Consider the following 26,587-nt stretch of genomic DNA (forward strand, 5'->3'; position numbering starts at 1 on the left):
CGGATCAGTGACCGCCGCTCGACGTGACGGCCAGGCGCTTCTTGAACGTCCTGCCGCCGTCCTCCGACTCGAACACCCCGGTCCGGGTGGCGGCGAGGACGTGCTCTGCCCCCACGGCGGTGAGCGCCTGCGGCCGGCCGCCCGGCACGGTGGAGACCTTCTTCCACGTGGTGCCGCCGTCCGTGCTGCGGTTGAGGCGGCCGGAGCTGTCGATGCCGTAGAGGCCGTCCTTGGCGGTCCAGGAGAGGAAGGCCATCACCGGCCCCCTCCCCGGGGCGAAGGTCTGTCCGCCGTCGCCGCTGCGGGCGACGCCCTCGGCGGTGGTGGCCAGGACGACGCCGGGGTCACCGGGGCTGACTGCCAGGTCCAGTGCGTCCAGCCGGGCCCCGTCCTTCCAGGAGACGCCGTCCTTGGTGGTGCGCACCAGGCCGTTGGTGGAGTCGTAGCCGTAGACGGTGCCGTGGGCGGATTCCAGGGCGTGGAAGTCGGACTCGCCCGACAGGGACAGCGACTTCCAGGTCTCGCCCGCGTCGGTGCTCTTGACGAGCCCCTTGTTGCCGCCGGAGGTCGGGTGCCCGCTGGCGTAGAACGTCTTGTCACCGGCCACGGTGAAGCCCATGAAGTCGTCCCTGCTGTCGCCCACCGGCTCGGGCTCCCCCTCGGGGCCGGGGGTGTAGACGCCTTCATGGGTGGCGACGTAGAGGCGCTGGTCGCCGGGGTCCAAGCCGAGACCGTGGATGTGACTGACGGTCGTACCGGAGGTGGTGTGCGAGCCGGTCGGGTCTTCGCCGTCTCCGGTGTCGGAGCATGAGGCCAGGGTGAGGGTGAGTGCCAGGGCGGTGGCCGCCAGGGCGGCGGGGCGCTTGTTCATGATTCCTCGGGGGCGTACTGGTGCGCGGGAGCGGCGACCGCCGGCCACGGCCGCGCCGGCATGGGGAGGTGACCGCCCGGGGTCCTCGGGTGCCCCTCGGAGCCCCGGGCGGTCGGTGGGTGATGCGGATCAGAGCCGGTCGAGGATCTTCTCGAACTTCTCGACCTCGGCGGACTGGGTCCTCACGACGTCGGCGGCGAGCTTCTTGGCCGTGGCGTCACGGCCCTTCTTCTGCTCGTCCTCCGCCATGGTGATCGCGCCCTTGTGGTGCTCGATCATCAACTCCGCGAACATCCGGTCGAACTCGGTGCCCTTGGCGGCCTCGAGCTTCTTCATGTCCTCGTCGGACATCATTCCGGACATCCCGGACCCGTGGTCCATGCCACCGGACCCGTGGTCCATGCCGGGCATGCTCTCCCCGGCGGACTCCGGCTTGCCCCAGGCCTTCAGCCAGGACTTCATCGTCTGGATCTCGGGGTCCTGGGCCTTCTCGATCTCGGCGGCCAGGGTCTTGATCTCCGTGTCGGAGGCCCGGCCGTCCGCGAGCTTGGACATCTCCAGGGCCTGCTCGTGGTGCGGGATCATCATCTGCGCGAACATGACGTCCGCGTCGTTGAACGCGCCGGGCGCCGCGCTCTCCCCCGTCGCCCGGGTCGGCGAGGCGGAGGCGGAGGCGGAGCTGCCGCTCCCGTGGTCCATGCCCTTCATGTCGTCCCCGCCGCAGGCGGCGAGCAGCAGCCCGCCCGCTGTGATCGCGCCCACCACCGCGAGACGGCGGCTCAGGCGGCGGTTGAGGACGTGCTTGTAGGCAGTCATGTGCGGAATACCTCTTGTCGTCAGTTTCTGGCTGTGCGGAGTGGGCGTCTGCGCGGGCGGCACTGAACGGGCCGCGCGGCGGTTCGGCCTATATCCGCAGAACTGACAACTGGGAGAGGAGCGGTCTCGGCGGTGGAGCGCCGGGGCGCGCCAAGGCCATCGATCGAGCGAGCAGGGCGGTCAGCCGCTCTCGCCGGCGGACCACCAGCGCGTGCAGGAACAGCCCGAGCAGCCACACGGTGAGAACCGCCAGGCACACGGACATCGGGTCCATGCCGCCCGGGAGCTCGTGCACCGGCGACTTGGCGGCCGACGCCGCGCTCCCGTGCTCGGGCTCGGGGTCGTCCAGGGGCGCGGTGTTCCGGGCCATGCTGTCGTGTCGCGCGCCTTCGGCACCGGCGACAGCGCCGGCCGTGCCCGGTCCGTGCGACTCTTCCGGGTGGCCCAGCGTGTGCATGGCGAACACGCCCAGCGTGAGCATGGCGACCAACAGGAGGTACCCGAAGGCCCCACCTGCCCGCAGCCGCCCGCTCTTGGTCAACTCATCCTCCGTGCTCGACCGTACCGGAATACTACTAAGTCAGTTGGGACTTAACCGCCACCACTCGGATTCGGACGAGTCCCGGTCGGCTGAGCGCGTCGAGCGGAGAGGACGAGGTTCTGGATCGAGTTGCCGCGGCGATTTCGGTCAGTGCACGTGCGGACCGCCTGTCGACTGCGGCTTGCCGCGCGGCACGAGGCCCAGGGCGACGACGGCGCCGACAGCGGCTGCCACGACACAGACCGTGAACGCGTCCGCGAAGCCACCCACCGAGCCCCGCTCGAAGCCGGAGGCAGCGACGGTCGAGACGACGGCGACGCCGATCGAACCACCCACCTCGTGGAAGGTGTTGACGACCCCGGAGGCGAGCCCCGCCTCCCGGTGCTCCACCATGGCCAGCGCGGTGGTCGTGGCGGTGACGAACACGGCGCCGACGCCGAGGGAGGCGATCACGAAGCCCGGCAGGAGCCCGGCGTACACGCTGCCGCTCTCCGACAGCCGGGTCAGCGGGACGCTTCCGGCGGCCGCGACGGCCATGCCCGCGACCGCGGTGGGGCGGCTGCCGATCCGGCCGACGAGCCGGGACCCGAGGTGGGCTCCGATGCCGGTGGCCACGGCGACGGGGAGGAACACCAGGCCGGTCCTCAGCGGGCTGAAGTCCCGGACGTGCTGCAGGTAGACGGACCCCAGGAAGAAGAACGCGATCAGCAGGGCCGTGGCGATCAGCATCAGGAAGGCCCCGGCGAGCACCGGCCGCCGGGTGAACATCCGCAGGTCCATCAGCGGAGCTCGACTGGCCCGTTCGACCGCCGCGAAGGCCCCGTACGCGAGCACGGCACCGGCCAGCGGCAGCAGGGCCGAGGCGTCCGCCCATCCGGTGTCCCCCGCCTCGACCAGACCGTAGATCAGAGCGGCGGTGCCCACGGTGACGAGCAGCGCACCCGGGACGTCGAGCCGTGCGGGCTGCGGAACTCGGGCCGGGAGGAAGGCGGGCAGGGCGACCAGCAGAAGCAGCCCGACCGGCACGTTGATGTAGAACACCCACTCCCAGCCGGGCCCGTCGGTCAGAACTCCGCCGAGCAGCACGCCGGCCGCGGAGCCGGTGCCGCCGATCGCCGCCCAGACGCCGAGCGCCTTGTTGCGTTCGGTGCCGTGGAAGGTCGTGGTGACGATGGAGAGCGCGGCCGGGGACAGCAGGGCCGCGCCGGCCCCCTGACCGATTCGGCCGCCGAGCAGCGTCGGAGCGTTCTCGGCCAGACCCGTGACCAGTGAGGCGGCGGTGAAGAGGGCGAGGCCCGCCAGCAAGGTGCGGCGGGCGCCGAGGGCGTCGGCGAGCCGGCCGCCGAGCAGCATCAGCCCGCCGAAGCAGAGGGTGTAGGCGGTGACCACCCAGGTCAGAGTCTCCCGGCCGAGGTCGAGGTCGGTCGCCATGTCGGGGAGGGCGACGTTCACGACGGTGACGTCGAGGATCAGCATGAACTGCGCGAGGCAGATCAGCCCGAGTGCCGCCCAGCGGCGCGGGTCGGCGGGCGGCGGACGGTGATCGCGAGCGGCCGTGTGCGGCGCGCCGGCTGCGGAGTGGGTCATGACGGGTCCTCCGGGCTCTGCGATGGGTGGGTGGATGCGCCGAGTTCGCTCGACAGACGCCCCATCTGAACCGTACTGTTCAGTTCACATGAACTCAACTGTACAGTTCAGATGGATGCTAAGGTCGGCTCATGAGCGTGGACAGCGGCAAACGGAGCGTAGACAGCGGCAAACGGCCCCCCAGCGGACCCCGCGCGGAGCTCAAGCGGCAGGCCATCGTCCGGGCCGCCCGCGAGCTGTTCCTGCGGGAGGGCTTCGGTGTGGGCATGGACACCATCGCCGCCGAGGCAGGCGTGTCCAAGGTGACCGTCTACAACCACTTCGGCAGCAAGGAAGCCCTGTTCACGGCGGTCATCACGGACGCACTCGACGAACCGCTCGCCGGTGAGTCCTCGGCCGCGCTCGAAGGCCTGGCCGCGGCCGAGGACCTGCGGGCCGCCCTCGTCGAGGCGGCCCGCACCTGGGTCCATGCCGTCCGCACCAACCACGAGGTCACCGCCCTGCGCAACCTCGTCGCCGCCGAGCTCCACCGCTTTCCCGAGCTCGGCGAGGCCTGGAGGCACCGCGGCGCGGAGAGCCACCACCCCGCGGTCGCAGGCGCCCTGCGCGCCCTCACCGACCAGGGCCGGCTGGCGATCCCCGACCTACAGGTGGCGATCATCCAGTTCTACGGGCTCCTGGTCTTCCCCCACATGCTCTTCAGCTCCTATGGCATGACCCTCGACGAGGACCTGACGGACCGCCTCGTCACCAGTGGCGTCCACATGTTCCTGGACCACTACGCCCCCCGGGACGCATAGCGGGCCGGCCTGGCTGGGGCGGGCCACCATGTGGTGCCCCGCCCCTGGTCCTGAGGACCGGTGGGTCAGACGCTCGCGGCCAGTGGCTCCGAAGCGGGCTGTGCCGCCAGTCGGCCGGTGCGGTGCAGGGCGTACAGGGCGGCAGCGCACGCCAGGCCGAGCACGGTCAGCGCGATCCACGGCAGCGCGGGCATCCCGGCCGCCCGCGCGGCGTCGAGCGCGGCGCCCGTGCCCAGGTTCCCGACGGTGATGCCGATGCCGCAGATCGTGTTGTACAGCCCGTAGTGGGTGGCGACGAGGCGGTCACCGGAGAGGCGGACGATGGTGTCCATCTCGAACGGGTAGGCGATCATCGTGCCGATGGCCAGCAGCAGCGCGGCGAGTGTCGGCGGAACCGCCGCGAGCAGCCACAGCCCGATCCCGGACTCCGGTACGGGCACGGCGGTGGCGAGCAGGAGAGGCACGAAGGCCAGGCCCATCGCCGCCAGCCCGCGCACGAGCGCCTGGCCGGGCTCGTAGCGCTCCTTGCACCAGGCCGTCACCCGCGTCTGTCCCAGGATCGTGGTCAGCCCCGAGACGGCGAAGAGCATGGCCACCGCCGCCGTGCCGGACTCCCCGTCGCCGCCGAGCCGGCGCACCTCCAGGGGCAGCGCCAGGTAGACCTGGAAGGACAGGACGTACGAGCCGATCATGGCGACGGAGAAGAGCAGGAACGGCCGGTTGGCGAGGATGCCGCGCCACTGGGCGAGCACGCCCTGACCGCCGTCGCCGGCCTGCCGCTTGGCGTCCTCGGGCCGCCGGGCGGGCAGCGCGCGGATCTGTACGACGCTCAGCAGCGCGAAGATCGCGGCGGACACCAGGCAGGTGACACGGAAGTCCACACCGGTCAGCACCATGCCCGCCAGCGGGCCCAGCAGGATGCCCGCCTGGTAGAACACGTTGAACAACGCGAACGCCTCGACCCTGCGCTCGCCCGCGTCGGCCGCGAGGTACGCCCGTACGGCCGGGTTGAACAGCGCGCCGGCCAGCCCGGTGGCCGCGGAGGCGGCGAGCAGGGCGGGCAGGGAATCGACCAGTCCGAGCGTCGCGAAGCCGAGGGTGCGCAGCACGCACCCGGCGACGATCATCGGCTTGTAGCCCAGCCGGTCGGCGAGCGTGCCGCCGACCAGGAACATGCCCTGCTGGCTGAAGTTCCGTACGCCGAGGACGAGTCCCACGATCCAGCCGGCCAGCCCGAGGGTGCCGGAGAGGTGGGCGGCCAGGTAGGGCATCAGCATGTAGAAGCCGAGGTTGATGGTGAACTGGTTCACCATCAACAGCTGGACGCTGCGTTCGTACGACCGGACCTGGGTGAGCAGCCCCTTCACCGGCCCTCCTCCGTGGCGTCGGACTCGCCGCCGGGCAGGTCCCCGGCGTCGTCCTGCTCCTGGCTTCGCAGGGTGAGGGGATCGACCACGGTGGTGCACCGGGTCCAGCGGGTGACCTCCTTCTCGTCCAGGCGGCCGATCAGCTCCGGTTCGGGCAACGGCGGGGAGTCCAGCAGGCCGTGGGCGGCGCAGTAGTCGTCGTCGTAGACCGTTCCCAGATAACGCTGCGGGCCGTCGGGGAAGATCGCGACGATCCGTGCGTCGGCGGGCATCGTCCGGGCCAGCCAGCCGGCCACGAGCGCGACCGCGCCGACGCTCCACCCGCCGGTGGCGTAGTGGGAGGCGGCCAGTTGGCGGCACGTCCACACGGCCTCGTGCGGGGCGACCCAGTGCACCTCGGTGAAGTTCTCGTAGGCGACGTTGCGGGGGTAGATGCTGGAGCCGAGTCCGCGCATCAGCCGGGGCCGGGCGGGCTGGCCGAAGATCGTCGAACCGGTCGTGTCCACGCCGACGACGGTCAGCTCCGGGTAGAGCTGGCGCAGGACCCGGGAGACGCCGGCCGAGTGGCCGCCGGTGCCGACGCTGCACACCAGTACGTCGATGTGGCCCATCTCGGAGGCGAGTTCGAGGGCCAGTGGGGTGTAGGCGGCGACGTTGTCGGGGTTGCTGTACTGGTCCGGGCACCAGGAGCCGGGGTGCTGTTCCAGCAGTCGCTGGACGCGTTCGCGGCGGGCCTGTTGCCAGCCGCCCGTGGGGTGCGGCTCGGAGACGACGTTGACCTGGGCTCCGTACGCGGTCAGCAGCCGGGTCATGGACAGCTCGAGACCCGGGTCGGTGACCAGGGTGACCGGGTGGCCGTACACCATTCCGGCCAGAGCCAGTCCCAGGCCCAGGGTGCCGCTGGTGGACTCGATGATCCGTCCGCCGGGCCGCAGTTCGCCACGGGCCCGGGCCCGCTCCACCATGTGCAGCCCCGGACGGTCCTTGATGCCGCCGGGGTTGAACCCTTCGAGCTTCGCCCAGAAGCCGCGTCCGGCCGGGGCCAGCGGCTCCGACACCCGCAGCAGCGGGGTGTTGCCCACCAGCCCGGACAGGGCGGACCGGCCCGAGGGGATCGCGGCCTTGGTCAATGACTGCATGTCTGTGTGTTCACTCTCGCTCGATGAATGGCCGGTGCGGGTTCATCTCGCGCCCCGTGGCGAGGCGGCGGACGCGGACTGCGGGTCCGCTCTCACGCCCTGGGCACGCGGCAGCCGTAAGGTCGGTCGGCTGCGGGCGAGTGGTCTAGATCCGCCACCGAGACGTTCGGACCAGCTCCACGCGGCCGGTGCGTGCGCTGCGGCGTCTGCGGTGGGCATGCAGTGCGAGGGGTCTCCTCGCGGCCAGTGACACGGCGACGAGTACGGCGACGGCCAGCGCGCCGGGGGGAAGCTCGTCGACCGGCTGGGTCGCGGTCCGGAGGATCACGTCGGTGGCACAGTCCGCAGCCCCGTCGGGGGCGTGGGGGCTGTGGGGTCCGTGGGGCCCATGCCCGTTCTGGCCTGCGGCCATTACCGAGAATCCGGCCGGCACGGACACCGGTTCGTGCGTCTCCTGAGGCACGCCGTGCAGGACGGCGCACAGCACGAGTGCCATCACGAGGGCGCCGCGGATCGCCGAGACGAGTCGGCGCCACGAGGGAGAGCCGGATGGGGCCGATGGGGCATGCGTGAGCGTACGGATATGTGTCGGCACAGGTCCTCCGCGCTGCTGCCACGTCTCCGGCAAAGGACGGAGTGAGGCGCAGACATGGGTGGGGGCAGGACGGCTTCGACGAGCCGGTCGGAGGAACTCCGTACCCCTAGACCTGCTGCACTACGGAGGCGGCTCTCAGAGCCACGGGAGACGCGCCGCCCATGGGGCCACCGGCGGCCGGCCCTCGAACGGGCGAGGCGTCGTAGGAACGGGACGATTCGCGAACCGCCGCTGTGGAGCAGGGAGATATCAGGGCTGAACCCTGCTGGGGCTGCCCGGACACGCAGTGCTCGCTTGGATGTGACGGCCCGTGGCCGCCATGGTGATCGCCGGTTTCCGCGGCGACCGGCGGTGCGGGCTCGACGGCTGCGTGGCGAACACCGTCGGCCGACGGAGCGGCGGGGACCGTCGCGCTGGTGGAGAGGTGCCCCTGGGCACTCTCCACGTGCACGCCGTGCGTGACGAGGACACCGAACAGGAGCACGGCCAAGGCCAGCACGCGCGACAGCGGACCCGCACCGGAGCGGGTCCTGACGCTGCGCCAGGGCGACCAAGCCGTAACCATGCCGTGATCCTAGCGGCTCGTCGGCCGTGGTCGCCCACTGTCCCGCGCACCTCAGTGTGTGTGCCCGGTCTCTTCCTCTTCCTCGGCGGACCGGGTCCGCGAGGGCTCCTCGGACTCGTCCGCCGCACCGCCCGCGTGCACCGTGAAGGCCGCGGTACGGACCTTGCCCTCGTGCTGGAAGTCCAGGAACAGGCGGTACGCGCCGGCGCTCGGCGCGGTCGCGGTGAACGAGACCTCGGGGCCGGGCTTCGTCCTGCCGTCGCCGGGCTCGCCGTTGGGGTGGACGTGCAGGTAGGCGAGGTCGCCGGAGCGCAGGGCGACAAGGTGGCCGTAAGCACCCAGGTAGGGCTGGAGGTTGCGGACCGGCTTGCCGTTCTTCGCCACCGTCAGGGTGAGTTCGCCGGCCTTGCCGGGAGTCAGTGCGCCCCGCAGCTTCACCTCGTAGCCGTCGACCTTCGCCGTGGTGTTGTGCTCGGGCAGCTCGCCGAGTTCGTACGGCCCGGACGCGGCGAGGTCGGCACCGAGGGTGAGCGCTTCGCCGCCCTTCGGCTTGAAGTCGGCGAAGACGCGGTAGCCGCCGGCCTCGGGCAGGTTCACGGGCGTCGACCAGGTGCCGTCCGCGGCCCGGGTGGGGTGCAGGTGGCGGTAGACGGTCAGGTCACGCGAGGCGACGATCAGGTGCAGATCCTTGCCGTGCTCGCGCTGGTACGCGGTGACCTTGCGTCCGCTCCCGTCCTGGACCACGGCGAAGCGCAGGTCGGTCTTCTTGCCGGCCGCGAGGCGCGGGGTCTTCAGGTCGAGCGTGTAGCCGCCGCTGGAGATCTCGAGGCCGCCTGGCGGTGCCGCCTCGTGACCGCCGCCCCGCGCCTCGTGGTGCCCGGCTGTCTCCTTCTCGTGCCCGGCGGTCGCGTGGCCTTCGCCGTCACTGTGCGTGCCGCTCTTCGGCTCGGGTGAGATCGGGTCGATCACGCCGCCCACGCCGTAGGCGGCGCCGAACGTCGCGGCGAGCGCGGCGGCGAAGGCGGTGATCCGCAGTCCGGTGTTCATGACCCACTCCTAGTCTCCGGGCCGCTCGTGCATGCGGCCGATACCTTCAACATACCCCCCGGGGGTACCAAGTCAAGTCAGGGCAGCCCTTGCCATCCCATACGGGAGGGGGGTATACATGGAGTCGTTGCAGATACCCCCCAGGGGTATGAACTACTAGTTGCGGAGGACCCGTGTCGAACTGCTGCACCCCTGACGGAAGCTGCCACACCACGACGGAGGTCAAGACCACCTACAAGGTCGGCGGCGTGGGCAGCGCGCACTGCCAGGGCGTCGTCCGGAAGGCGGTGGGCGGCCTGGACGAGGTCACCGCGGTCGAGGTCGAGATCGGCACCGGTCTGGTCACGGTGACGACCGCGGCCGAGCCCGACGAGGCGCTCGACGCGCTGATCGCCAAGACCGTCGACGAGGCCGGCTACGACTTCGCCGGCCGCGTGGCCGCCTGACCCACGAGCCGGGCGGGGGCCGCAGATCCTCGCGGCCCCCGTTCTCCCTGTGCTCTCGCGCACCTCTTCTTTCGCACCGACTCTTCTTTCGCACCACTCTTCTTTCGCGCATCGCGTCCGTGAGCTCCGAGGAGCAGACATGACCACCACCACGCCCGGCGCCGCCGAGGTCGAACTCGCCATCGGCGGCATGACCTGCGCCTCGTGCGCCGCCCGGATCGAGAAGAAGCTCAACCGCCTGGACGGGGTCGAGGCCACCGTCAACTACGCCACCGAGAAGGCGAAGGTCACCTTCCGCGAGGACGTGACCGTCTCGGACCTGATCGCGACGGTCGAGGCCACCGGCTACACCGCGCGGGAGCCCCGGCCCGAGACCGCCCGCTCCGACGACTCGGCGTCCGGTGAGGGCCCGGCCCAGGAGGAGAGCGACGAGCTGCGGCCGCTGCGCCAGCGGCTGACCGCCGCGGTGGCCCTCGCCGTCCCCGTGATCGCGATGGCCATGGTTCCGGCACTGCAGTTCGAGTACTGGCAGTGGCTCTCGCTCACGCTGGCGGCGCCCGTGGTGACGTACGCCGCCTGGCCCTTCCACAAGGCCGCCTGGACGAACGCCCGGCACGGTGCCGCCACGATGGACACGCTGATCTCCGTCGGTACCTCGGCGGCGTTCCTGTGGTCCCTGTGGGCGCTGTTCTTCGGCACGGCCGGCACGCCCGGCATGACCCACCCCTTCGAGCTCACCATCGCCCGCACCGACGGCGCCGGGAACATCTACCTGGAGGCCGCGGCCGGCGTCACCGCCTTCATCCTGGCCGGGCGCTACTTCGAGGCGCGCTCCAAGCGGAAGGCGGGCGCGGCGCTGAAGGCCCTGCTGGAGCTCGGCGCCAAGGAAGTCACGGTGGTGCGTGGCGGCCGGGAAGAGCTCATTCCCGTCGGCGAGCTGAAGGTCGGCGACCGGTTCCTGGTGCGGCCCGGTGAGAAGATCGCCACCGACGGTGTGGTCGTCGAGGGGTCGTCCGCCGTGGACGCCTCCATGCTCACCGGCGAGTCCGTACCCGTAGAGGTCGGCACCGGGGACGCCGTCACCGGGGCCACGCTGAACGCCGGCGGCCGCCTGGTCGTCGAGGCCACCCGCGTCGGCGCCGACACCCAGCTGGCCCGCATGGCCAAGCTGGTGGAGGACGCGCAGAACGGCAAGGCCGCCGCCCAGCGGCTCGCCGACAGGATCTCCGCGGTCTTCGTCCCGGTCGTGATCGCCCTGGCGCTCGGCACGCTGGGCTTCTGGCTCGGCAACGGCTCCGGACTGACCGCCGCCTTCACCGCCGCGGTCGCCGTCCTGATCATCGCCTGCCCGTGCGCCCTGGGCCTGGCCACGCCGACCGCCCTCATGGTCGGCACCGGGCGCGGCGCCCAGCTCGGCATCCTCATCAAGGGCCCCGAGGTCCTGGAGACGACGCGCAAGGTCGACACCATCGTCCTGGACAAGACCGGCACCGTCACCACCGGCAAGATGACCCTGCTCGCCGTGCACACCGCCGACGGCACCGGCGAGGACGACGTCCTGCGCCTCGCCGGCGCCCTGGAGCACTCCTCGGAGCACCCCATCGCCCAGGCCGTCGCCTCCGGCGCCGCCGCCCGCGTCGGCACGCTCCCCGCCCCGGAGGACTTCGCCAACATCGCCGGCCTCGGTGTCCAGGGCATCGTCGAGGGCCACGCGGTCCTCGTCGGCCGGGAGAAGCTGCTGGACGAGTGGGCCATGTCCCTGCCGGAGGAGCTGCGGCGCGCCAAGGCCGAGGCCGAGGCGGCCGGGCGTACCGCCATCGCGGTCGCCTGGGACGGCGAGGCCCGCGCGGTCCTGGAGGTCGCCGACGCCATCAAGGAGACCAGCCCGGAGGCCATCGAGCGGCTGCGCGGGCTCGGCCTCACCCCCATCCTGCTGACGGGCGACAACAAGGCCGTCGCCGAGGCGGTCGCCGCGGAGGTGGGCATCGCACCCGAGCACGTGATCGCCGAGGTCATGCCGCAGGACAAGGTCGATGTCGTCAAGCGCCTCCAGGACGAGGGCCGTTCGGTCGCGATGGTCGGCGACGGTGTCAACGACGCGGCCGCACTGGCTCAGGCCGACCTGGGCCTGGCGATGGGAACGGGTACGGACGCCGCGATCGAGGCGGGAGACCTGACGCTCGTGCGGGGTGACCTGAGGGCCGCGGCGGACGCCATCCGCCTGTCCCGCAAGACGCTGGGCACCATCAAGTCCAACCTCTTCTGGGCCTTCGCCTACAACGTCGCCGCGCTGCCGCTCGCCGCCGCCGGCCTGCTCAACCCGATGATCGCCGGAGCGGCCATGGCCTTCTCCTCCGTCTTCGTGGTCGGCAACAGCCTGCGGCTGCGCGGCTTCCAGCCCGCCGACCGCTGAAGCGGCCGACCAGGACGGGAAGGAGGCCGCCGTGGCCGGAGAGCAGACCCACCGGGACGTCGTCCTGCGACGGCTCCGCCGGATCGAGGGCCAGGTGAGGGGCTTGCAGCGCATGGTCGAGGAGGAGACCTACTGCATCGACGTCCTGACCCAGGTCGCCGCCACCAACGCCGCGCTCCAGTCCTGCGCGCTGGCCCTGCTGGACGAGCACCTCAACTGCTGCGTCACGGAGGCCATCGTGGAGGGCGGCGAGCAGGCCAGGACCAAGGTCGACGAGGCGTCCAAGGCAATCGCCCGGCTCGTACGGGCGTGACCTCCGAGTTTCTGGGCCCGGGCGGTTTCCACCGCCCGGGCCCGGGGCTGCTCAGGCCCTTTTGCCCGCGGGGCAGTCGGCGCTCAGCCGGAGGCTGAGGCGCAGACACAGGCCGAGTACCTGGCGCAACAGCACCAACTCGGCACCGCCCAGGTCGGTTCCGCAGACCTTCGCGCACGGGCTGTTCGGGGCTCCGACGGCGATTTCCCTGCTGAGTGAGAACATGAGGGCAACATACCCCCTACCCGTATGCGTGACGCCTGTGTGACCATCCTGCGGTGAAGAGGGGTGCCATACGATGTGAGGCACCTCGGTGACGGGGAAGGGGAGGGGGACGGGTGCGACGGCTGGGTGACCTCGAAGCCGAAATCATGGACCGGCTCTGGCGCTGGGGCCGGCCGGCCACGGTCCGGGAGATCGTCAACGACATCAATCGCATGCGCCCGGTCGCCTACACGACGGTGATGACGGTCGCGGACATCCTCCACCGCAAGGGCCTGCTCCGCCGCGAGAAGACCGGGCGCGCCTGGCTCTATGAACCCGAGCGCAGCCGTGAGGAGTACACCGCCGCCCTCATGCAGGACGCGCTCGGCAACACCGAGGACCGTCAGGCCGCGCTTCAGCGGTTCGTGGAGCACATGTCGCCGGAGGACGTGTCCGCGCTGGCTGCGGCACTGCGCGCGATGGGCCGCGTTCCCGGCAGCGCCGAGGAGCCCGGAGCACCCTCGTGACCGAACTCCTCGGCTACTCAGGCGGATTGCTCGTTCCCGGTCATCATGTGCTGCCGCCCCTGACGGTCGCCCTGGTGGTCGGGGTGCTGCTGCCGAGGGCGCTCGCCCGCAGCCACTGGGCGCACCGGACGCCCCGGCTGGCTCTCGCGGTGTGGACCCTGCTCGGGCTGTCCCTCATCGCTTCCGTGTCCCTGGCGGCCCTGCAACTACCGCTTCCGACAGCGAGCAGCCACTACTTGTCCCGCTTCACCGAGGCCTGCATCGTCTCCGGCGGCGCGGATTGCGGGCCTCTCCTCCCGAACGGCCCGGCAGGCGTGGACGCCCGCGTGTGGGCGGCCCTGGTCGCGGCGGCCGCCGTGCCCGCCGTCTTCGGCGTCGCCTTCGCACGTGAACTCCTGAGCGCGAGGCGTCTGCGGCTCCGGCACGCCGAACTGCTGCGCCTCGTCGGCAGCAGGCGACCGGAGTTGCGTGCCACAGTGCTGGAGCACGACACCCCGGCCGTGTACTGCCTGCCGGGTCGGACGTCTCAAGTCGTGGTCAGTTCGGGAGCGCTTGAGGTCCTGACCGGACAGCAGGTGACAGCGGTGCTGGAACACGAGCGGGCGCACATCGCCGGCCGCCACCATCTGCTGGTGGCCGCGGCCGGGGCCTTCGGTGTCATGTTCCGTGGACTGCCCTTGGCCCGGCTCGCCCGCACCGAGGTGGCGCTGCTGCTGGAGATGGCAGCCGACGACCGGGCGTTGCGCCGGTGTTCACGGGACGCCCTCGCCACCGCCCTGTACGCGGTGGCATCCGGTCAGGCGCCCCACATGGCCTTCGCGGCGGGCGGACCGTCGGCGGTGTTGCGCATGCGCCGCATCCTCACACCACAGGACACATACTCTCCGACCCTGCGGACGGTGTTCGTGGCACTCAGCGCGGCGGCGGCCCTGACTCCGCTCGTCCTGGCCTGCTGTTCCGTTCCTGGTATCACCGGTTGACTCCGGGGCATCCTGGGGGAAGGTGCAGACCTGATGCACGCGGTCGAAGTGCGATCCGCCGTCCTTGCCGAGGCGCCCGCCGTGTCCAGGCTGCTCGCCGCCGCGATACGCGAGAGCTATACCGGAATTCTCGAAAAGGACGCCGTAGAGCGGCTGGTGAGCGTGCATTGCTCACTCCCCCGCATCAGCGCGGAAACAGGGGTTCCCGGTGGCGCGCCGAGCTGGTTGGGCTGGCTGGTGGCCGTCGAGGCCGGCGGGCAGATCGTCGGCGCGGCCGCAGGAGGCGTACCCGCGCCGGGTGAGGGGGAGTTGTACGCGCTGTGCACCCTGCCGAAGCGCCGCCGTGACGGGATCGGCAGTGCGCTGTTGTCCGCCCTCACCGAGCGCATGCGAAGACACGGCGCCCGGCGTCAGTCGGTCAGCCTGCCGTCGGCGGACGACCCCTCGCTTCCTTTCTGCACGGCTCACGGCTTCACCGGTGCGGGACGGCGATTGAGCCGGGCGCTGTGAGAGTCGCGGATTCGACGCGGGCGTCGCTGACGAGTCCGACGTCTCTGGCGTAGACGCGAATTGGCGTGAACGCGCATCCGTGGAGGCTGGCCCGTTGTGAAGGCCTGCGGACACGATGGTGGCGCGGCGCGGTCCCGGCGGCACGGGGCCCGCCCGGACGGCAGGACCGGTCGAGCCACCTGGAGGAGCGATGCACACACAGACCGGCACACCGGTGACGCCCGCGCCCGGCCCGGTCCCGCCGTCCCGGATCACCACCGCCTCCCCCGCCCTGTGCGCCTGGCTTCCCGGACTCGAGTCCCTCGCCCCCCACACCGAGGACCAGTTGTGGCTGCGCGACGCCCTGCTGGGGCCGTTCAGCGGCGACATCGTCGAGTATCTGGCGCTGGCCAGGGCCACCGGCGGCCCGGTGCTCGACCTCGGCTCGGGCGCCGGGCGGCTCACCGTTCCGTTCGCCCGCCACGGCTTCACGGTCGAGGCGGTCGACCGGGACGCCCCGAGCCTGGAGAGACTGCGCGCCTGGGCCGATCGCATCGGCCCGCAGGTACGCGGCCGGATCACCACCACCCACGCCGATCTCGCCCGGCTGCGCCTGCGCCGGCACTACCGACTCACCCTGCTGGCAGGCGCCATGATCGCGGCGATCCCCCCGCACGCCCGCCCCGGGATGCTTCGCGAGATCGCCGCCCACCTGGGCGCGGACGGCGCGCTCGCCCTGGACTACACGGCCCACGACACGGCGGGTCTCGCCGAACACCCCCATCGCACCTGGGCGTTCCAGGTGCCGCGGTTCGACGGGGTCACCGAGTGGGTCGTTGCCCGTCAGGTCTTCGACCTCGCCGCCATGAGCGAGCAGATCACCTACTTCATCGAGCGCTCGGGGAAGACCCGGGTCCGCCGGTCGATCGCGACCACCGACAAGTGGATCGTGAACCAGCAAGACCTGCTGCGGGAACTGCGGGCCGCCGGCCTGCGCATCGCCGACCGGCGGCAGCAGTGGCTCGACGAGCGGACGCACAGCGTCCTCCTGGTGTGCCACCCCGCCGAGTGACCCCCGTCACATTACTAAGATGACTCGGAGTTCCCGAGTACCTTGTGTGACAAGGTGTGATCGGGGCATTTCGGAGAATCACGAGGGGGCGCTTCGCAGTGGTCTACGGCAGTGGCCGAACGGGGACTCAATCCACTGACCTGGCTCTCGCCCTCTACCGGAGACTGCGGGCACGAGGAGCGTCCAGCTTCCGGGAAGTCGCGTCCGAGATGGACTTATCGGACGACGAACGCGATCGATGTCGCAACGAGCTGCTCGGCCTCGGTCTGGTCGTCCCGACGGGAAGACTCCACGACAACCGCCTGGAGCTGGACGCGGGCAAGGCGTCGGAGGCGGAAAGCGACTCGGTCACCGTCATAGCACCGGAGATCGCCCTGATCAGACTGCTGGAGCGGGAGCGCACCCGGCTGCGCAACCACCTCGATCAGGCCGACCGGGCCCACCACACCCTGCAGACCCTGGCCGGCAACTTCCTGCGCACCGAGACTCTGGCCCAGGCGGCAGGCGTGGAGATCGAGATCATCAGCGACTACCGCCGCATCCAGCAGGTGCTCGAGGACATCACGGACACCGTGCAGCACCGCCTCGCCTCGATGCATCCCATCGCGCGCGGCAGGGAGATCCCCGAGCGGGCGCTCGACCGCGATCGGCGTCAGATCGAGAACGGCGTTCAGGTTCGCTCCATCTTCAATCAGCGCCTGACGTCGGTCCCCGAAGACGCCGACCACCTGAGGATGAAGGCGAAACTGGGCGTCGAGGTACGCCTCTCCCCGGTCGTACCCATGAACATGATCATCGCCGATGAGCAGTTCGCCCTGCTCCCGGCCGACCCCGAGGACGGCTCGGCGGGGGCCATCCTGGCCCGCGGCCCTGCCCTCGTACGGTCCTACCTGACGCTGTTCGAGCACTGCTGGCACACCGCGACCCCGTACGGCGAGCAGGTCCAGCCCGCGCGAGGGGGCGACGGACTCACAGAACAGCAGCGCGCGGCCCTGCGCATGCTCGCCTCCGGCATGAAGGACGAGAAGGTCGCCCGCAGCCTCGGCGTCTCCCTGCGCACCGTCAGCAGGATGATCTCCGAGCTGATGCAGGAACTGGGCGCCTCCAGCCGCTTCGAGGCAGGAGTCCGCGCCTCCCGGCTGGGCTGGCTCGACTGACCCTCCGCAAGCGGCTGCCCCGGGAACAGGCTGTCGGCTCTCTGCACTCCGGTGGGGACAAGAGGTACGATCCATTCAAACTTTTGATCTCACCAGGCGGCGGAGAGATGACACGCGAAGCAGTGGCGAACGAGCGCGAAGCGGCCATCCAGCAGCTCCGCGATGTCGGTCTGCGCGTGACGAGCCCCCGCCTCGAGGTGCTTCAGGTACTGACGGCCGGCGGCCATCTCGACGTGGAGGAATTGACCGCCGCGGCCCGGGAGCGGCTGGGAACACTGACATCCCAGGCCGTTTACGAGATGCTGCGGCATTTTCTGGACACCGGCCTGGTGACGAAATTCGAGCGCCCCGGATGGCCGGCCGTGTTCGAACTCTCCGGCCCACCCCACCAGCATGCGCTGTGCGTCAAATGCGGACGCGTGGAGAATGTCGTCCACGAGGCACCGCCCCCTCCGGGAAACGGCCTGGAGGACTGGCAGCTGAATGACGCCGATGTCGTCTTCAAGGGGCTGTGCCCCGACTGCCGGGCCATCTGAGACACCATCGGGCGACATGGGCGGCCCACAGGAAAGAGCCCCGGCGAGCCGCTGCGCGCGGCGTCTCCGGGGCTCTTTCCTGTGCCCTCCGTTACAGGCCAGGGGACTCGCTCGGCCAGTTGTTGTCCTGCGGGGCCGTCGGAGCCGTCGGCCAGTTGTTGTCCTGCGGGGTCGTGGGGACCGACGGCCAGTTGTTGTCCGTGCCGTCGGCCACCACCTGCCGCGTGACGGAGTTCTCGACGGGCATGGCGGTCACTACGGCGCCTCCTGCGACCGCCCCGCAGAGAATCGCAGCGAGGACGAACTGGCGAGCAATACGGAATCCGGTGGCGCGCACAGCTGCGGACACTATTTCCCTCCAGGATGCGAATGGATATTCCGCCTTCGGGGCCCGTGCCGCCGGGCTTCCCTCGAAGACATTTCCATCATCACCCGCCCACGAGCGGGAATCTACGATTCCACAAGTCGTGGATATGTCATGGCACGGATATGACATCCTTCCGCGTGAGGGCAGTGGCGAATTCAAGCCCCTTTTGGAACGAGCCATACTTTTGGTCGCACCAAAGGAATGTTAAGCTGGTACCGCGGCCCTTCTGTTCCTCCAGGAGGGAGTGGCCGCCGGGGCAGGGGTGTGCCGCCGCCTCTGCCCCACCCTGGCGCCCCTGTTCTCCAGCGCGCGCTCGTACACCTGAAGCGTCCGCTGAGCCGCGGCGTCCCAGCTCATCTCCAGGGCGTGCCGTTCGGCCGCCACCCCCATGGCCTCGGCCGCCGCCGCGTGCCGTGCGAACCACAGCAGCCTGCGTGCGTAGTCGCCAGGCTCGTGCCCGCCCACGAGCAGTCCCGATTCTCCGTCCCGGACCGCCGTCGGCAGTCCGCCCACGGCCGCGGCCAGCACCGGCGTACCGCAGGCCTGCGCCTCCAGGGCCACCAGACCGAAGGACTCACTGCGCGAGGGCACCACCAGGACATCGGCCGCCCGGTACCAGTCCGCCAATTCCGCTTGCGGCACCGCTCGTTCGAAGCGGATCACATCCAGCAGACCCAGCCGCCCACACAGCTCGCGCAGTTCGCCGGGCACCCGCGTGCCCGAGCCGCTGAGCCCGCCGACCACGGGCACGAGCAGCCTTCGGCGCAGATCCGGCGCCTCCCGCAGCAGTTCCGCCACGGCCCGGACCAGGACGTCAGGGCCTTTGAGCGGCTGGATACGGCCGGCGAAGAGCGGGACGAACGCCTCCTGCGGCAGGCCCAGTCGGGCGCGCGCCGCTCTCCTGCCGTCGGCGGGGTGGAACGTCCGCGTGTCGACTCCGGGCGTCACGACATCGGTGCGGTGCGGCGCCGCTCCGTAGAGGCTGCGCAGCGCGACCGCTTCCTCGGGTGTGTTGGCGATGAGCCGGTCGGCGGTGGCGGCGAGTCTGCTCTCTCCGTGGATGCGCAGCTCCGGCTCGGGCTTGTCGCCGGGCGCGAGGGAGGCGTTCTTGACGCGCGCCAGCGTGTGCATCGTGTGCACCAGGGGGACCTGCCACTGTCCGGCGGCGAGGCTGCCCGCCTGGCCCGACAGCCAGTAGTGCGAGTGCACGAGGTCGTACGGATGGCCGACGCCCGCCTTGAGCAGGGCGAGGGCGAACTCCAGCACCAGCCCGGGCATGGCTTCCTTGGGCAGGGCACGGCACGGACCGGCGTGCAGATGCCGTACCCGGACGCCTGGAACGAGCTCGACGCGGGGCGGGTGCCCCTCGCCCCGGCAGCGGGTGAACAGGTCGACGTGGGCGCCCTGTTCGGCCAGGGCCCGGGAGAGTTCGACCATGTAGACGTTCATGCCGCCCGCATCGCCCGTGCCGGGCTGGTGGAGCGGTGAGGTGTGGACGCTGAGCATGGCGACGCGCAGGGACACGAGGGGAGCTCCTTCAGCTGGGATGCCCGGTAAGCCGTTGTGCCCACCCGCTCCGCCGGGCGGAGCGGGTGGGCACAACGGCTTACCGGGTGATCAGAAGCCGAAGACGGGTCCGGACGGCGGAGCCAGCCGTGTGCCCGGAGCCGGTGGGACCAGCGCTTCCGGCACCACCGGTCCTCCGGGTGTGAGCCGGAGCGCCTGTGCCAGCCGCGCGGCGCCTTCGGGCATGACGGGCCACGCCCAGGACGCCAGAGCGGAGGCCACCGCCAACTGGGCCATGATCGGGCGGAGGTGACGTCCGGTTCCGCTCGGCCGGCGCCGCTCGAAGACGTTGACGTAGCCGAAGTCCGTGGTGCAGCTCACCACTTCGTCCAGGACCGCGACCGCGCGGCGCGGATCGAAGGCTTCGTGCCCGTACGCCTCGCGCACGTCCTCCGCCGCCCGGTGCAGCCGGCGTCGCAGCGCCTCCCACCCGTCGCCCCCCGGCTCCGCGTCGGGGACCCGCCCCGCGCACTCCTCGCGTACCGCGGCGAACAACCGGTTGAGCCAGCTGTTCCAGGTGCCGTCCAGGATCTGCCGGGTGCGGTCGAGCTCGTCCCGGCGGAACTCGGTGCGGCGGCCGAGCGGCCTGGCCTGGAGGACATGACGGCGCAGCGTGTCCGAGCCGAACTCGGTGAGCAGGTCGAGGGCCCACACCATGGGCTTGCCGTCGGGCCCCCGCGCGTCCTCGACGTCGATGCGGTACGTCTCGTTGACGTGGATCTCCTGCGGCAGTTTGACGCCGCGGGCCACGAGGATCGCGGGCAGCAGGACGACGTGGCAGAAGGAGTGCCCGAATCCGCAGAAGTGGACGGCGCGTTCGGGCAGGGGCTTCTTGTCGTAGCCGTAGCCGAACAGGTGCATCGCGGCGGCTTCGAAACAGGCGTCGACGCGGTGGCCGGAGAAGCCGTCGACGGGGATCGGAACGCCCCAGTCCCCCGGGTGCCCGACGGCCACGTCCGGCAGGCCGTCCTCGATGAGGCTCTCGCACAGCACGGCCAGACGCGGCGGCAGCCCGGCGGAGCTCCAGTGGTCGGCGAGCTGTTCGCGCAGCGGTTCCAGGGGGAGGTAGAGGCGACGGCAGCGGCGCGGCCGCCCCGGCGAGCCGCACAGGGAGCACACCGGGTCGACGAGTTCGCCGTCGTTCGGCCTGGCACACGTGTGGCACAGGCCGCCGTCGCCGCGCGTGCCGCAGTGCGGGCAGACGCCGGTGACATGGGCGCCGTACAGCCAGCGGTCACAGCCTTCGCAGTACGGCAGCAACCGGGTGCGGGGTGCGATGACGTCCTGCGCGTACAGGTCCGATAACAGGTCCTGAAGCCAGCGCTGGTAGCCACGGTCACGGCGTGGCTGGACGATGTGGTCGAACTCGACGCCGGAGCGCAGCCAGTCGGCGGTGATCGCGGTACGGAAGCCCTCCGCGACCTCCTCGGGCTTGCGTCCACCGCGCAGCGCCCGCAGCTCGACCGAGTCGGCGTGATCGGCGGTGCCGGTGGTGAACAGCACGGACTGCCCGTCGGCGCGCAGATGCCGGCTGAGCACGTCCGCGGCGACGTAGGGGCCGGCGAGGTGTCCGATGTGCAGCTCGCCGTCGCTGTCGGGCGGGGTTGCGGTGATCCAGAGTGGGGTGCTCATGGACGAGGCTCCTTGGCGGTCAGGTGAACACTGCTGGGCGACGGGCACTCAGCGGGGCTCGAAGTGGAACGAGCGGATGAAGCAGTCCCGTGGCTGCTCGACCGCGTAGACGATGCATTCGAAGAGGGCCTGGGTCGTGAGCTTCTCGTCGGGATACTGCGCGTCCCTGCCGATGCCCTCCCATTCCGCGGAGCGTGGATCGGAGGTGGAGAAGTCGGGCGGATAAAGGGAGAAGACGCGTACGCCGGAGGGCCGCAGTCGGCGCGCGAGAATGTCGGCGAATCCGGCCTGGGCGCCCTTGGCTGCGTAAAAGGCCTCGTGTGCCGGGGAATCGGCCGCTCCGCCGAGGCCGCAGACGGCGACCATGTTGATGATGTCGGGGCGCTTGGAGGCGCGCAGCAGCGGCAGGAAGTGCTTGACCATGAGCACCGTGCCGCCTGCCGTGGACTCGATGGTCTCGACGATGGAGTCGTCGGAGGCGCCCTCCAGTTCGAAGCCGTCCAGCCAGCGTGCGCCGTTGTTGACGAGCAGGTCCACGCGGTCCGTGTGCTCACCGACCTGCCGGGCGAAGTCCCTGATCTCGGCGGGCCGGCTCAGATCGCAGCCGAACGCGTGAATACGGTTCCTCGCCTCGCCCAGCACTTCGGTACGGGTGTGTTCCGCGGCCTCGACCGTGCGGGCCGAGACGAAGACCTCGGCACCCAGGTGCGCGAATCCGATGGCGATCGCCCGCCCGAAATACCGGGACGCCCCGGTCACCACGACGCGCAGGTTCTCGAATTTCATCCTGGAGATCTCTCCCCCCGGTCGGGACGCAGCAGAGAAGAATTCCCCTTGACCTGGCGGGAATGCCCGGCGGGAATTGCTGACCGATCACCAGAGTGGCAGAGAGATGTGCCCCGTCCAGCCCCTGAGCAGGTGCGCGTTCACGCCGTGACGCGGATACGCCAGGGAAGGGGCACGGCGCGTTCGAGCACCCGGGCACGCTTGCCGTGGACGGCGACGTGCCGAAGCCGCTCCGCCGTCGCCTCGGTGGAGACGTGGACCGGGCCGGAGGGGGTGTCGAGACGCAAGGAGCGAGCCGCGCGGGGGCACGCCTCGTACGCCGGGCCGCTGTCGAGGGCCAGGCGCGACAGCAGCGTTCCTGCAACGGCTGTCCCCGCCGCCAGACACACGCTCCCCGTCAGCGCCAGGGCCGGATGCCATCCGGAGACCGTCACCGCACGGACCGACAGCCGCCCGGGGCGGTACGAGCCCACCGCGGCGACCTTGGGGAGCGCGCCCCGCGGCGGCATTCCCAACAGCCGGGCCGCCGCCGCCCGCACGGCGATCAGCCGCCCGAGCACCGGCGGCCCCGCTGCGAACAGCGCGTGGTCCGAGTCCAGCCCGAGGTCGCGGGCGTCGACGAAGACGTACGGATTGCCGTACCGGACGATCGACACCGTGAGCCCGCCGAGCCGGTCGGCGGGGCGGCCGGTGGGCAGCAGGTCAGCGGTCGCGGCGACCCGCTCCAGCCGTACCGTGTACGCCCCGTGCGGCTCCGGCACGCACACCACCGTGTCCCCGGTGGTGACCGCCCGTACCCGCACCGCCCCGGGCCGTCCGGTGCCGACGACGGCCGCGAGCAACGAGTGGCCGCACCCGGTCCGGAAGTCGAAGCCGTCCGGCAGGCACTGCACGAAGCGGTAGTCCAGGTCGCACGACGGATCGGCGGATGTCCCGATCAGGGCCAGCTTGCGGATGCCGCCGCGCCCCGTGCGCTCAAGCCACCGCCGTACGACGGTGAGTTCCGCGCACGACGCCAGGGCGCCGGCGGGGAGCCGGTCCCTGTGCAGCACGAGTGTCGGCCCGGGCGCGCCTTCGGCCTGGACGACGTCGCCGGTCACGCCGCGCAGCCGACGGAGACCCGCAGTCCCTGGACGACTTCCGTCCACAGCTCGTGCACGGCCAGCGCCCACAGGGTGAGGGCGTCCTGGTGCGAGGGGCGCTCCGCGTGCCGGGTCAGCAACGCCCGCACGCGCTCCGGCCGTAACTGCCCGGTCCGCATGAGCCTGGACGGCGCGAGGAGTTCACGCACCGGTTCGAGCAGTGGGCCTCCGGGGGCGAGCATGGCGGCGAGGGGCAGGGTGAAGGGCTGCTTGGGCCTGTTCAGCACGGCCTGCGGCAGCAGGTCGCGCCCTGCTTCGTACAGCGCGCGTTTGCCGTGCCGCTGCTCGGCCGGCAGTCCGCGGGCCACCGCCGCGACGGCCGGCTGACAGAACGGCATCCTGGCTTCCACCGCCCAGGCCATGCTGAGGTGGTCGACGCGGCGCAGATGGTAGGCGGGCAGCCTCCAGCGCGTCTCGAAGCCGGTGAGGGTGGTGACGCGGTCGGCACGGGAGGCGCGCAGCTCGGCCGTGATCCGGTCGGCGGCGGAGCCGTGCTCGGCGATGAAGGCCCGGTAGTCGGGGGTGTAGAGCCACTCGCGCATCAGGCGTGGGGCGGCGCCGAGCGCGTCGACGTAGGCCGCGGTCCAGTCGGTGCCCTCGGGTGCGGCCAGGGCGGCGCGCACCCGGTCGTACCCGCCGAAGAGTTCGTCGGCGCCGTCGCCGGTGAGCGCCACGGTGAAGCCCGCTGCGCGCACGGCCCGGAAGAGGGCGTAGGTGCTCAGTGTGATGGGGTCGGCGTTGGGCTGGCCGAGGTGCCGGATGGTCCGGGTGAGCAGGGAGGCGAACTCGGCGGGGTCGACGTCCACTTGGTGGTGGACGGTGCGGGCGCGCCTGGCCACGGCCTTGGCGTAGGCGTGTTCGGCGTCCGGCCAGCGGCCGCGGTAGCCGAGGTGGAAGGTGTGCAGCGGTGCGGCGTGCTCCGCGGCCAGCGCGGTCACGAGCCCGGAGTCGAGGCCGCCGCTCGTGATGGCGCAGATCGGGACGTCGGCGTCGGCCAGCCGGTGCACCTCACGGCGCAGTGTGTCCAGCACTCCGGTGGCCGGTGCCGGTGCGGCCCGGCGTAGGCGACGGCGCAGGACACGCAGGCCCTCGGTGCCGCGGGCGATGGCGGTGGCGCCGGGTGGCAGGTTGCGGATACCGCGCAGGGCGGTCTCGGTGCCGAAGGGCGTCCTGGTGGCCAGTACGGTGTCGAGGGTCTCCTCGCGCGGATCGGCCGGCACCCCGTCGAAGGCGAGCAGCGCCGGGATCTCGGAGGCGAACCGCACCACACCGTCGGGTCCCTGGTGGTAGTGAAGGGGCTTCATGCCCATCTCGTCGACCGCGAGGAGGAGTTGGGGCAGCGGTGTCCGCAGGTCGAGGACGGCGATCGCGAACATGCCGTCCAGGTGGTCCGCGAAGGCCGAGCCGTACTCGGCGTACAGCGCGGGCAGGAGGCTGCCGTCGCAGGCGTCGGGGAAGTGGTGCCCGCGCGCGGTCAGGTGCCGGCGAAGCTCACGGTGGTTGTAGATCTCGCCGTTGAGTACGGCGGTGACGCCTGGTGCGGTGGGCAGCCTGAAGGGCTGGGAGCCGCCCGTCGGATCGGTGACGGCGAGCCGGTCGCAGCCGAGCGACCAGCCGCGTCCGGCGAGTACACCGCGCTCGTCGGGGCCGCCGTGGCGCTGCCGGGCCGACACCGTGGCCAGCTCGGGGCCTGTGGCCGCCACGGCGAAGGAGCCGAAGATCCTGCACATGCCGGTCGCCTCCGGGGTCTTGTATCCACCAATGTTTTGAATCTACCAATTCTTTGGCTGGCACGTAAGTGCCATGTCGCAGACACGCCACGGGTAACGCCTTGTCGCCCTGTCACGCGGTCAACAGGCTTGCCTCATGGACGAGTTCAAGGCCGACTCCCCCGACCGCGGCGCACCCGAGAGCCTGCTCGTGGTGGCCGCCCACCCGGACGACATCGAGTTCTGCGTGAGCGGCACGGTGATGCAGTGGATCGCGCGCGGAACCCGCGCGACGTACTGCGTCGTCACGGACGGCGACGCGGGAGGGTACGACGAGCGGCTCCCGCGCCAGGCGATGGCGGATCTGCGCCGCGCGGAACAGGTCCACTCGGCCAAGCTCAGCGGCGTGCACGATGTCCGCTTCCTCGGCTACCCCGACAGCTTCGTCGAGCCGAGCGTCGAACTGCGCCGCGACCTGTGCCGCGTGATCCGCCAGGTGCGGCCCACGCGCGCGATCATCCCCAGCCCGGAGATCAACTGGGCGCGGGTCGCGGACCTGCACCCCGACCACCGTGCCGTCGGTGACGCCGCCCTGCGGGCGGTCTACCCCGAGGCGCGCAACCCGTTCGCGCACCCCGAACTCCTCAAGGACGAGGGCCTCGAACCCTGGATCGTCCCCGAACTGTGGCTCATGACCGGGCCGAGGCCCAACCAGTACGTCGACGTCACGGCCGTCTTCGACCGGAAGGTCGACTCCCTGCGCATCCACACCTCACAGACCGCCCACTTCGACGACCTGGCCGGCCTGCTGCGCGACTGGCTCACCGAACACGCCAGGGCGGGCGGCCTGCCACCAGGCCGCCTCGCCGAGGCCTTCCAGATCGTGAAGACGGACTGAGCCGACCGCGTCACCGGTAGACGCACAGCTCCTGCTCCGCCGCCCCGTACAACTCGTAGCGCGTCCCGACGAGCGGGCGGCCCGTGTAGATGCGGATCAGTGTCGGCACGTCGCCCCAGAACTGCGCGACCGGGCGGCCCTCGGTCTCGTTGCCGAGGACCAGCGGCGGCGTGCTGCAGCTCAGGAACGCGTGCAGGCGCGGGGTCTTCCGTCTGCGGCTGGTCACTTCGAGAAGCGGCAGCGCGTACTCGGTGCTCTCGCCGCCGTACGCTCCCGGCTCGCCGAACGCCTCGCGTACGTCGCCGGCGTGCACCCACTCCCCCAGCGCCACCGCGTCCAGCGACCCGTCCTTGTGAGCGGCGATGACGTCTCCCGCCTCGGTGAAGCCCCGCTCCAACTCGTCGAGGACACGGCTCAGCGGCCAGTCCTCGCGCTCCGCGACGTCGGCGGCGTTCGACTCCGGCAGGAACACGCCTTCTTCGAGGCGGCCCTCGACGATACGGAACAGTGCGGCACCGCAGTGCGCGAGGAGTTGACGCACGGTCCAGCCGGGGCAGGCCGTGCGCAGCTCGAACCGCTCCTTGTCAGAGGCGCGGAGCAGGGGCATCAGGGCGTCGCGCTCGGTGCGGAGCAGCCGGCCGGGCAGCTCGGGGTCCCGCTCGGGCTCCTCGTACTCGGGGTACTCGGACATCGTGTCTTCACCGCCTGCTCAGTAGCGGTAGTGGTCCGGCTTGTACGGGCCCTCGACCTGCACACCGATGTACTCGGCCTGCTCCGGACGCAGCGTGGTCAGCTTCACGCCCAGCGCCTCCAGGTGAAGACGGGCGACCTTCTCGTCCAGGTGCTTGGGCAGCACATAGACACCCGTCGGGTACTCGTCGGGCTTGGTGAACAACTCGATCTGCGCCAGCGTCTGGTCCGCGAACGAGTTGGACATCACGAACGACGGGTGACCCGTGGCGTTACCCAGGTTCAGCAGACGCCCCTCGGACAGCACGATGATCACCTTGCCGTCCGGGAAC

At 71.2% G+C, this 26,587-nt stretch carries 27 protein-coding genes; 11 read left to right on the forward strand and 16 right to left on the reverse strand.

All coding sequences use genetic code 11. The annotated features are described in order from the left end of the window. Positions 1-4 precede the first annotated feature (4 nt). The 4 genes from ABFX81_RS40950 to ABFX81_RS40965 form a co-directional block, all read right to left on the reverse strand. A complete protein-coding gene (locus ABFX81_RS40950; protein WP_086842761.1) occupies positions 5-871 on the reverse strand; it encodes a F510_1955 family glycosylhydrolase in 867 nt (288 codons plus the stop codon). 129 nt (positions 872-1,000) lie between these two features. Beyond that, positions 1,001-1,687: a DUF305 domain-containing protein gene (locus ABFX81_RS40955; RefSeq protein ID WP_086842763.1), complete on the reverse strand. Its 687-nt coding sequence runs from the start codon at positions 1,685-1,687 to the stop codon at positions 1,001-1,003. A gap of 88 nt (positions 1,688-1,775) precedes the next feature. Then, positions 1,776-2,228, reverse strand: coding sequence for a DUF6153 family protein (locus tag ABFX81_RS40960; protein ID WP_086842765.1), 453 nt, complete (start codon positions 2,226-2,228; stop codon positions 1,776-1,778). A gap of 147 nt (positions 2,229-2,375) precedes the next feature. Next, positions 2,376-3,815, reverse strand: coding sequence for a DHA2 family efflux MFS transporter permease subunit (locus ABFX81_RS40965; protein ID WP_086842767.1), 1,440 nt, complete (start codon positions 3,813-3,815; stop codon positions 2,376-2,378). A 131-nt stretch (positions 3,816-3,946) separates the two neighbouring features. Between ABFX81_RS40965 and ABFX81_RS40970 the strand changes: the two genes are divergently transcribed. Continuing rightward, positions 3,947-4,615, forward strand: a complete 669-nt coding sequence (locus tag ABFX81_RS40970) for a TetR/AcrR family transcriptional regulator C-terminal domain-containing protein (protein ID WP_086842769.1) — start codon at positions 3,947-3,949, stop codon at positions 4,613-4,615. A gap of 65 nt (positions 4,616-4,680) precedes the next feature. Here the strand turns inward: ABFX81_RS40970 and ABFX81_RS40975 are convergent, their stop codons facing one another. The 3 genes from ABFX81_RS40975 to ABFX81_RS40985 form a co-directional block, all read right to left on the reverse strand. Beyond that, positions 4,681-5,982 carry an MFS transporter gene (locus ABFX81_RS40975; RefSeq protein WP_086842771.1) on the reverse strand — a complete coding sequence of 434 codons (1,302 nt, stop codon included), beginning with the start codon at positions 5,980-5,982 and terminating at the stop codon, positions 4,681-4,683. Next, positions 5,979-7,121 (reverse strand): pyridoxal-phosphate dependent enzyme, encoded by a 1,143-nt coding sequence (locus tag ABFX81_RS40980; RefSeq protein ID WP_086842773.1) that lies wholly within the window; start codon positions 7,119-7,121, stop codon positions 5,979-5,981. The genes ABFX81_RS40975 and ABFX81_RS40980 overlap by 4 nt, the downstream gene beginning before the upstream one ends. A 1,211-nt stretch (positions 7,122-8,332) precedes the next feature. Next, complete coding sequence (locus ABFX81_RS40985; RefSeq protein ID WP_346139599.1) at positions 8,333-9,328, reverse strand: hypothetical protein; 996 nt, start codon at positions 9,326-9,328, stop codon at positions 8,333-8,335. Positions 9,329-9,501: 173 nt separating this feature from the next. Between ABFX81_RS40985 and ABFX81_RS40990 the strand changes: the two genes are divergently transcribed. From ABFX81_RS40990 to ABFX81_RS41000, 3 genes are all read left to right on the forward strand, one after another. After that, a complete protein-coding gene (locus ABFX81_RS40990; RefSeq protein ID WP_086845092.1) occupies positions 9,502-9,774 on the forward strand; it encodes a cation transporter in 273 nt (90 codons plus the stop codon). Between the two features lie 139 nt (positions 9,775-9,913). Continuing rightward, positions 9,914-12,187, forward strand: coding sequence for a heavy metal translocating P-type ATPase (locus ABFX81_RS40995; RefSeq protein ID WP_086845090.1), 2,274 nt, complete (start codon positions 9,914-9,916; stop codon positions 12,185-12,187). A gap of 31 nt (positions 12,188-12,218) precedes the next feature. Beyond that, a complete protein-coding gene (locus tag ABFX81_RS41000) occupies positions 12,219-12,500 on the forward strand; it encodes a metal-sensing transcriptional repressor (protein WP_086845088.1) in 282 nt (93 codons plus the stop codon). A gap of 51 nt (positions 12,501-12,551) precedes the next feature. Here ABFX81_RS41000 and ABFX81_RS41005 read toward each other — a convergent pair whose 3' ends face one another. Beyond that, positions 12,552-12,725, reverse strand: coding sequence for a hypothetical protein (locus ABFX81_RS41005; RefSeq protein ID WP_346139602.1), 174 nt, complete (start codon positions 12,723-12,725; stop codon positions 12,552-12,554). Between the two features lie 113 nt (positions 12,726-12,838). On the opposite strand from ABFX81_RS41005, the gene ABFX81_RS41010 reads away from it, so the two are divergent. The 6 genes from ABFX81_RS41010 to ABFX81_RS41035 all read left to right on the forward strand — a co-directional run bounded on the left by ABFX81_RS41010 (position 12,839) and on the right by ABFX81_RS41035 (position 17,465). Beyond that, a complete protein-coding gene (locus ABFX81_RS41010; RefSeq protein WP_086845085.1) occupies positions 12,839-13,231 on the forward strand; it encodes a BlaI/MecI/CopY family transcriptional regulator in 393 nt (130 codons plus the stop codon). After that, entirely contained in the window at positions 13,228-14,211 is a 984-nt protein-coding gene (locus ABFX81_RS41015) for a M56 family metallopeptidase (RefSeq protein ID WP_346139604.1), read from the forward strand. Before ABFX81_RS41010 ends, ABFX81_RS41015 begins: the two co-directional genes overlap by 4 nt. A gap of 33 nt (positions 14,212-14,244) precedes the next feature. Continuing rightward, positions 14,245-14,721, forward strand: coding sequence for a GNAT family N-acetyltransferase (locus ABFX81_RS41020; RefSeq protein WP_086845083.1), 477 nt, complete (start codon positions 14,245-14,247; stop codon positions 14,719-14,721). Between the two features lie 190 nt (positions 14,722-14,911). Further along, entirely contained in the window at positions 14,912-15,772 is an 861-nt protein-coding gene (locus tag ABFX81_RS41025) for a methyltransferase domain-containing protein (RefSeq protein ID WP_346139606.1), read from the forward strand. Positions 15,773-15,981: 209 nt separating this feature from the next. Further along, on the forward strand, positions 15,982-16,929 hold the full coding sequence (locus ABFX81_RS41030) for a helix-turn-helix transcriptional regulator (RefSeq protein WP_346139608.1): 948 nt from the start codon (positions 15,982-15,984) through the stop codon (positions 16,927-16,929). A 107-nt stretch (positions 16,930-17,036) separates the two neighbouring features. Beyond that, positions 17,037-17,465: a transcriptional repressor gene (locus ABFX81_RS41035; protein ID WP_086845077.1), complete on the forward strand. Its 429-nt coding sequence runs from the start codon at positions 17,037-17,039 to the stop codon at positions 17,463-17,465. A gap of 91 nt (positions 17,466-17,556) precedes the next feature. Here the strand turns inward: ABFX81_RS41035 and ABFX81_RS41040 are convergent, their stop codons facing one another. From ABFX81_RS41040 to asnB, 6 genes are all read right to left on the reverse strand, one after another. Continuing rightward, complete coding sequence (locus ABFX81_RS41040; protein WP_346139610.1) at positions 17,557-17,721, reverse strand: hypothetical protein; 165 nt, start codon at positions 17,719-17,721, stop codon at positions 17,557-17,559. A 315-nt stretch (positions 17,722-18,036) separates the two neighbouring features. Next, entirely contained in the window at positions 18,037-19,380 is a 1,344-nt protein-coding gene (gene mshA / locus ABFX81_RS41045; RefSeq protein ID WP_428837268.1) for a D-inositol-3-phosphate glycosyltransferase, read from the reverse strand. 69 nt (positions 19,381-19,449) lie between these two features. Beyond that, complete coding sequence (locus tag ABFX81_RS41050; RefSeq protein WP_086845075.1) at positions 19,450-21,030, reverse strand: class I tRNA ligase family protein; 1,581 nt, start codon at positions 21,028-21,030, stop codon at positions 19,450-19,452. Positions 21,031-21,078: 48 nt separating this feature from the next. Then, positions 21,079-21,816 carry an SDR family NAD(P)-dependent oxidoreductase gene (locus ABFX81_RS41055; protein WP_086845073.1) on the reverse strand — a complete coding sequence of 246 codons (738 nt, stop codon included), beginning with the start codon at positions 21,814-21,816 and terminating at the stop codon, positions 21,079-21,081. A 140-nt stretch (positions 21,817-21,956) separates the two neighbouring features. After that, positions 21,957-22,916 (reverse strand): PrpF domain-containing protein, encoded by a 960-nt coding sequence (locus ABFX81_RS41060; RefSeq protein ID WP_346139612.1) that lies wholly within the window; start codon positions 22,914-22,916, stop codon positions 21,957-21,959. Next, the gene (asnB, locus tag ABFX81_RS41065) at positions 22,913-24,688 is read right to left on the reverse strand and encodes an asparagine synthase (glutamine-hydrolyzing) (protein ID WP_086845069.1); all 1,776 of its coding nucleotides are present in this window, start codon (positions 24,686-24,688) and stop codon (positions 22,913-22,915) included. Before asnB ends, ABFX81_RS41060 begins: the two co-directional genes overlap by 4 nt. Positions 24,689-24,824: 136 nt before the next feature. On the opposite strand from asnB, the gene ABFX81_RS41070 reads away from it, so the two are divergent. Then, a complete protein-coding gene (locus ABFX81_RS41070) occupies positions 24,825-25,565 on the forward strand; it encodes a PIG-L family deacetylase (RefSeq protein ID WP_086845067.1) in 741 nt (246 codons plus the stop codon). A 10-nt stretch (positions 25,566-25,575) separates the two neighbouring features. Here the strand turns inward: ABFX81_RS41070 and ABFX81_RS41075 are convergent, their stop codons facing one another. Both ABFX81_RS41075 and ABFX81_RS41080 read right to left on the reverse strand, forming a co-directional pair. Then, a complete protein-coding gene (locus ABFX81_RS41075) occupies positions 25,576-26,256 on the reverse strand; it encodes a maleylpyruvate isomerase family mycothiol-dependent enzyme (RefSeq protein ID WP_086845065.1) in 681 nt (226 codons plus the stop codon). Positions 26,257-26,274: 18 nt separating this feature from the next. Next, positions 26,275-26,587: adenosylhomocysteinase (locus tag ABFX81_RS41080; protein ID WP_346139615.1), on the reverse strand; the 313-nt coding region annotated here is incomplete at its 5' end.

Source organism: Streptomyces coeruleofuscus, assembly GCF_039532725.1.
GTDB classification, from domain to species: domain Bacteria; phylum Actinomycetota; class Actinomycetes; order Streptomycetales; family Streptomycetaceae; genus Streptomyces; species Streptomyces coeruleofuscus.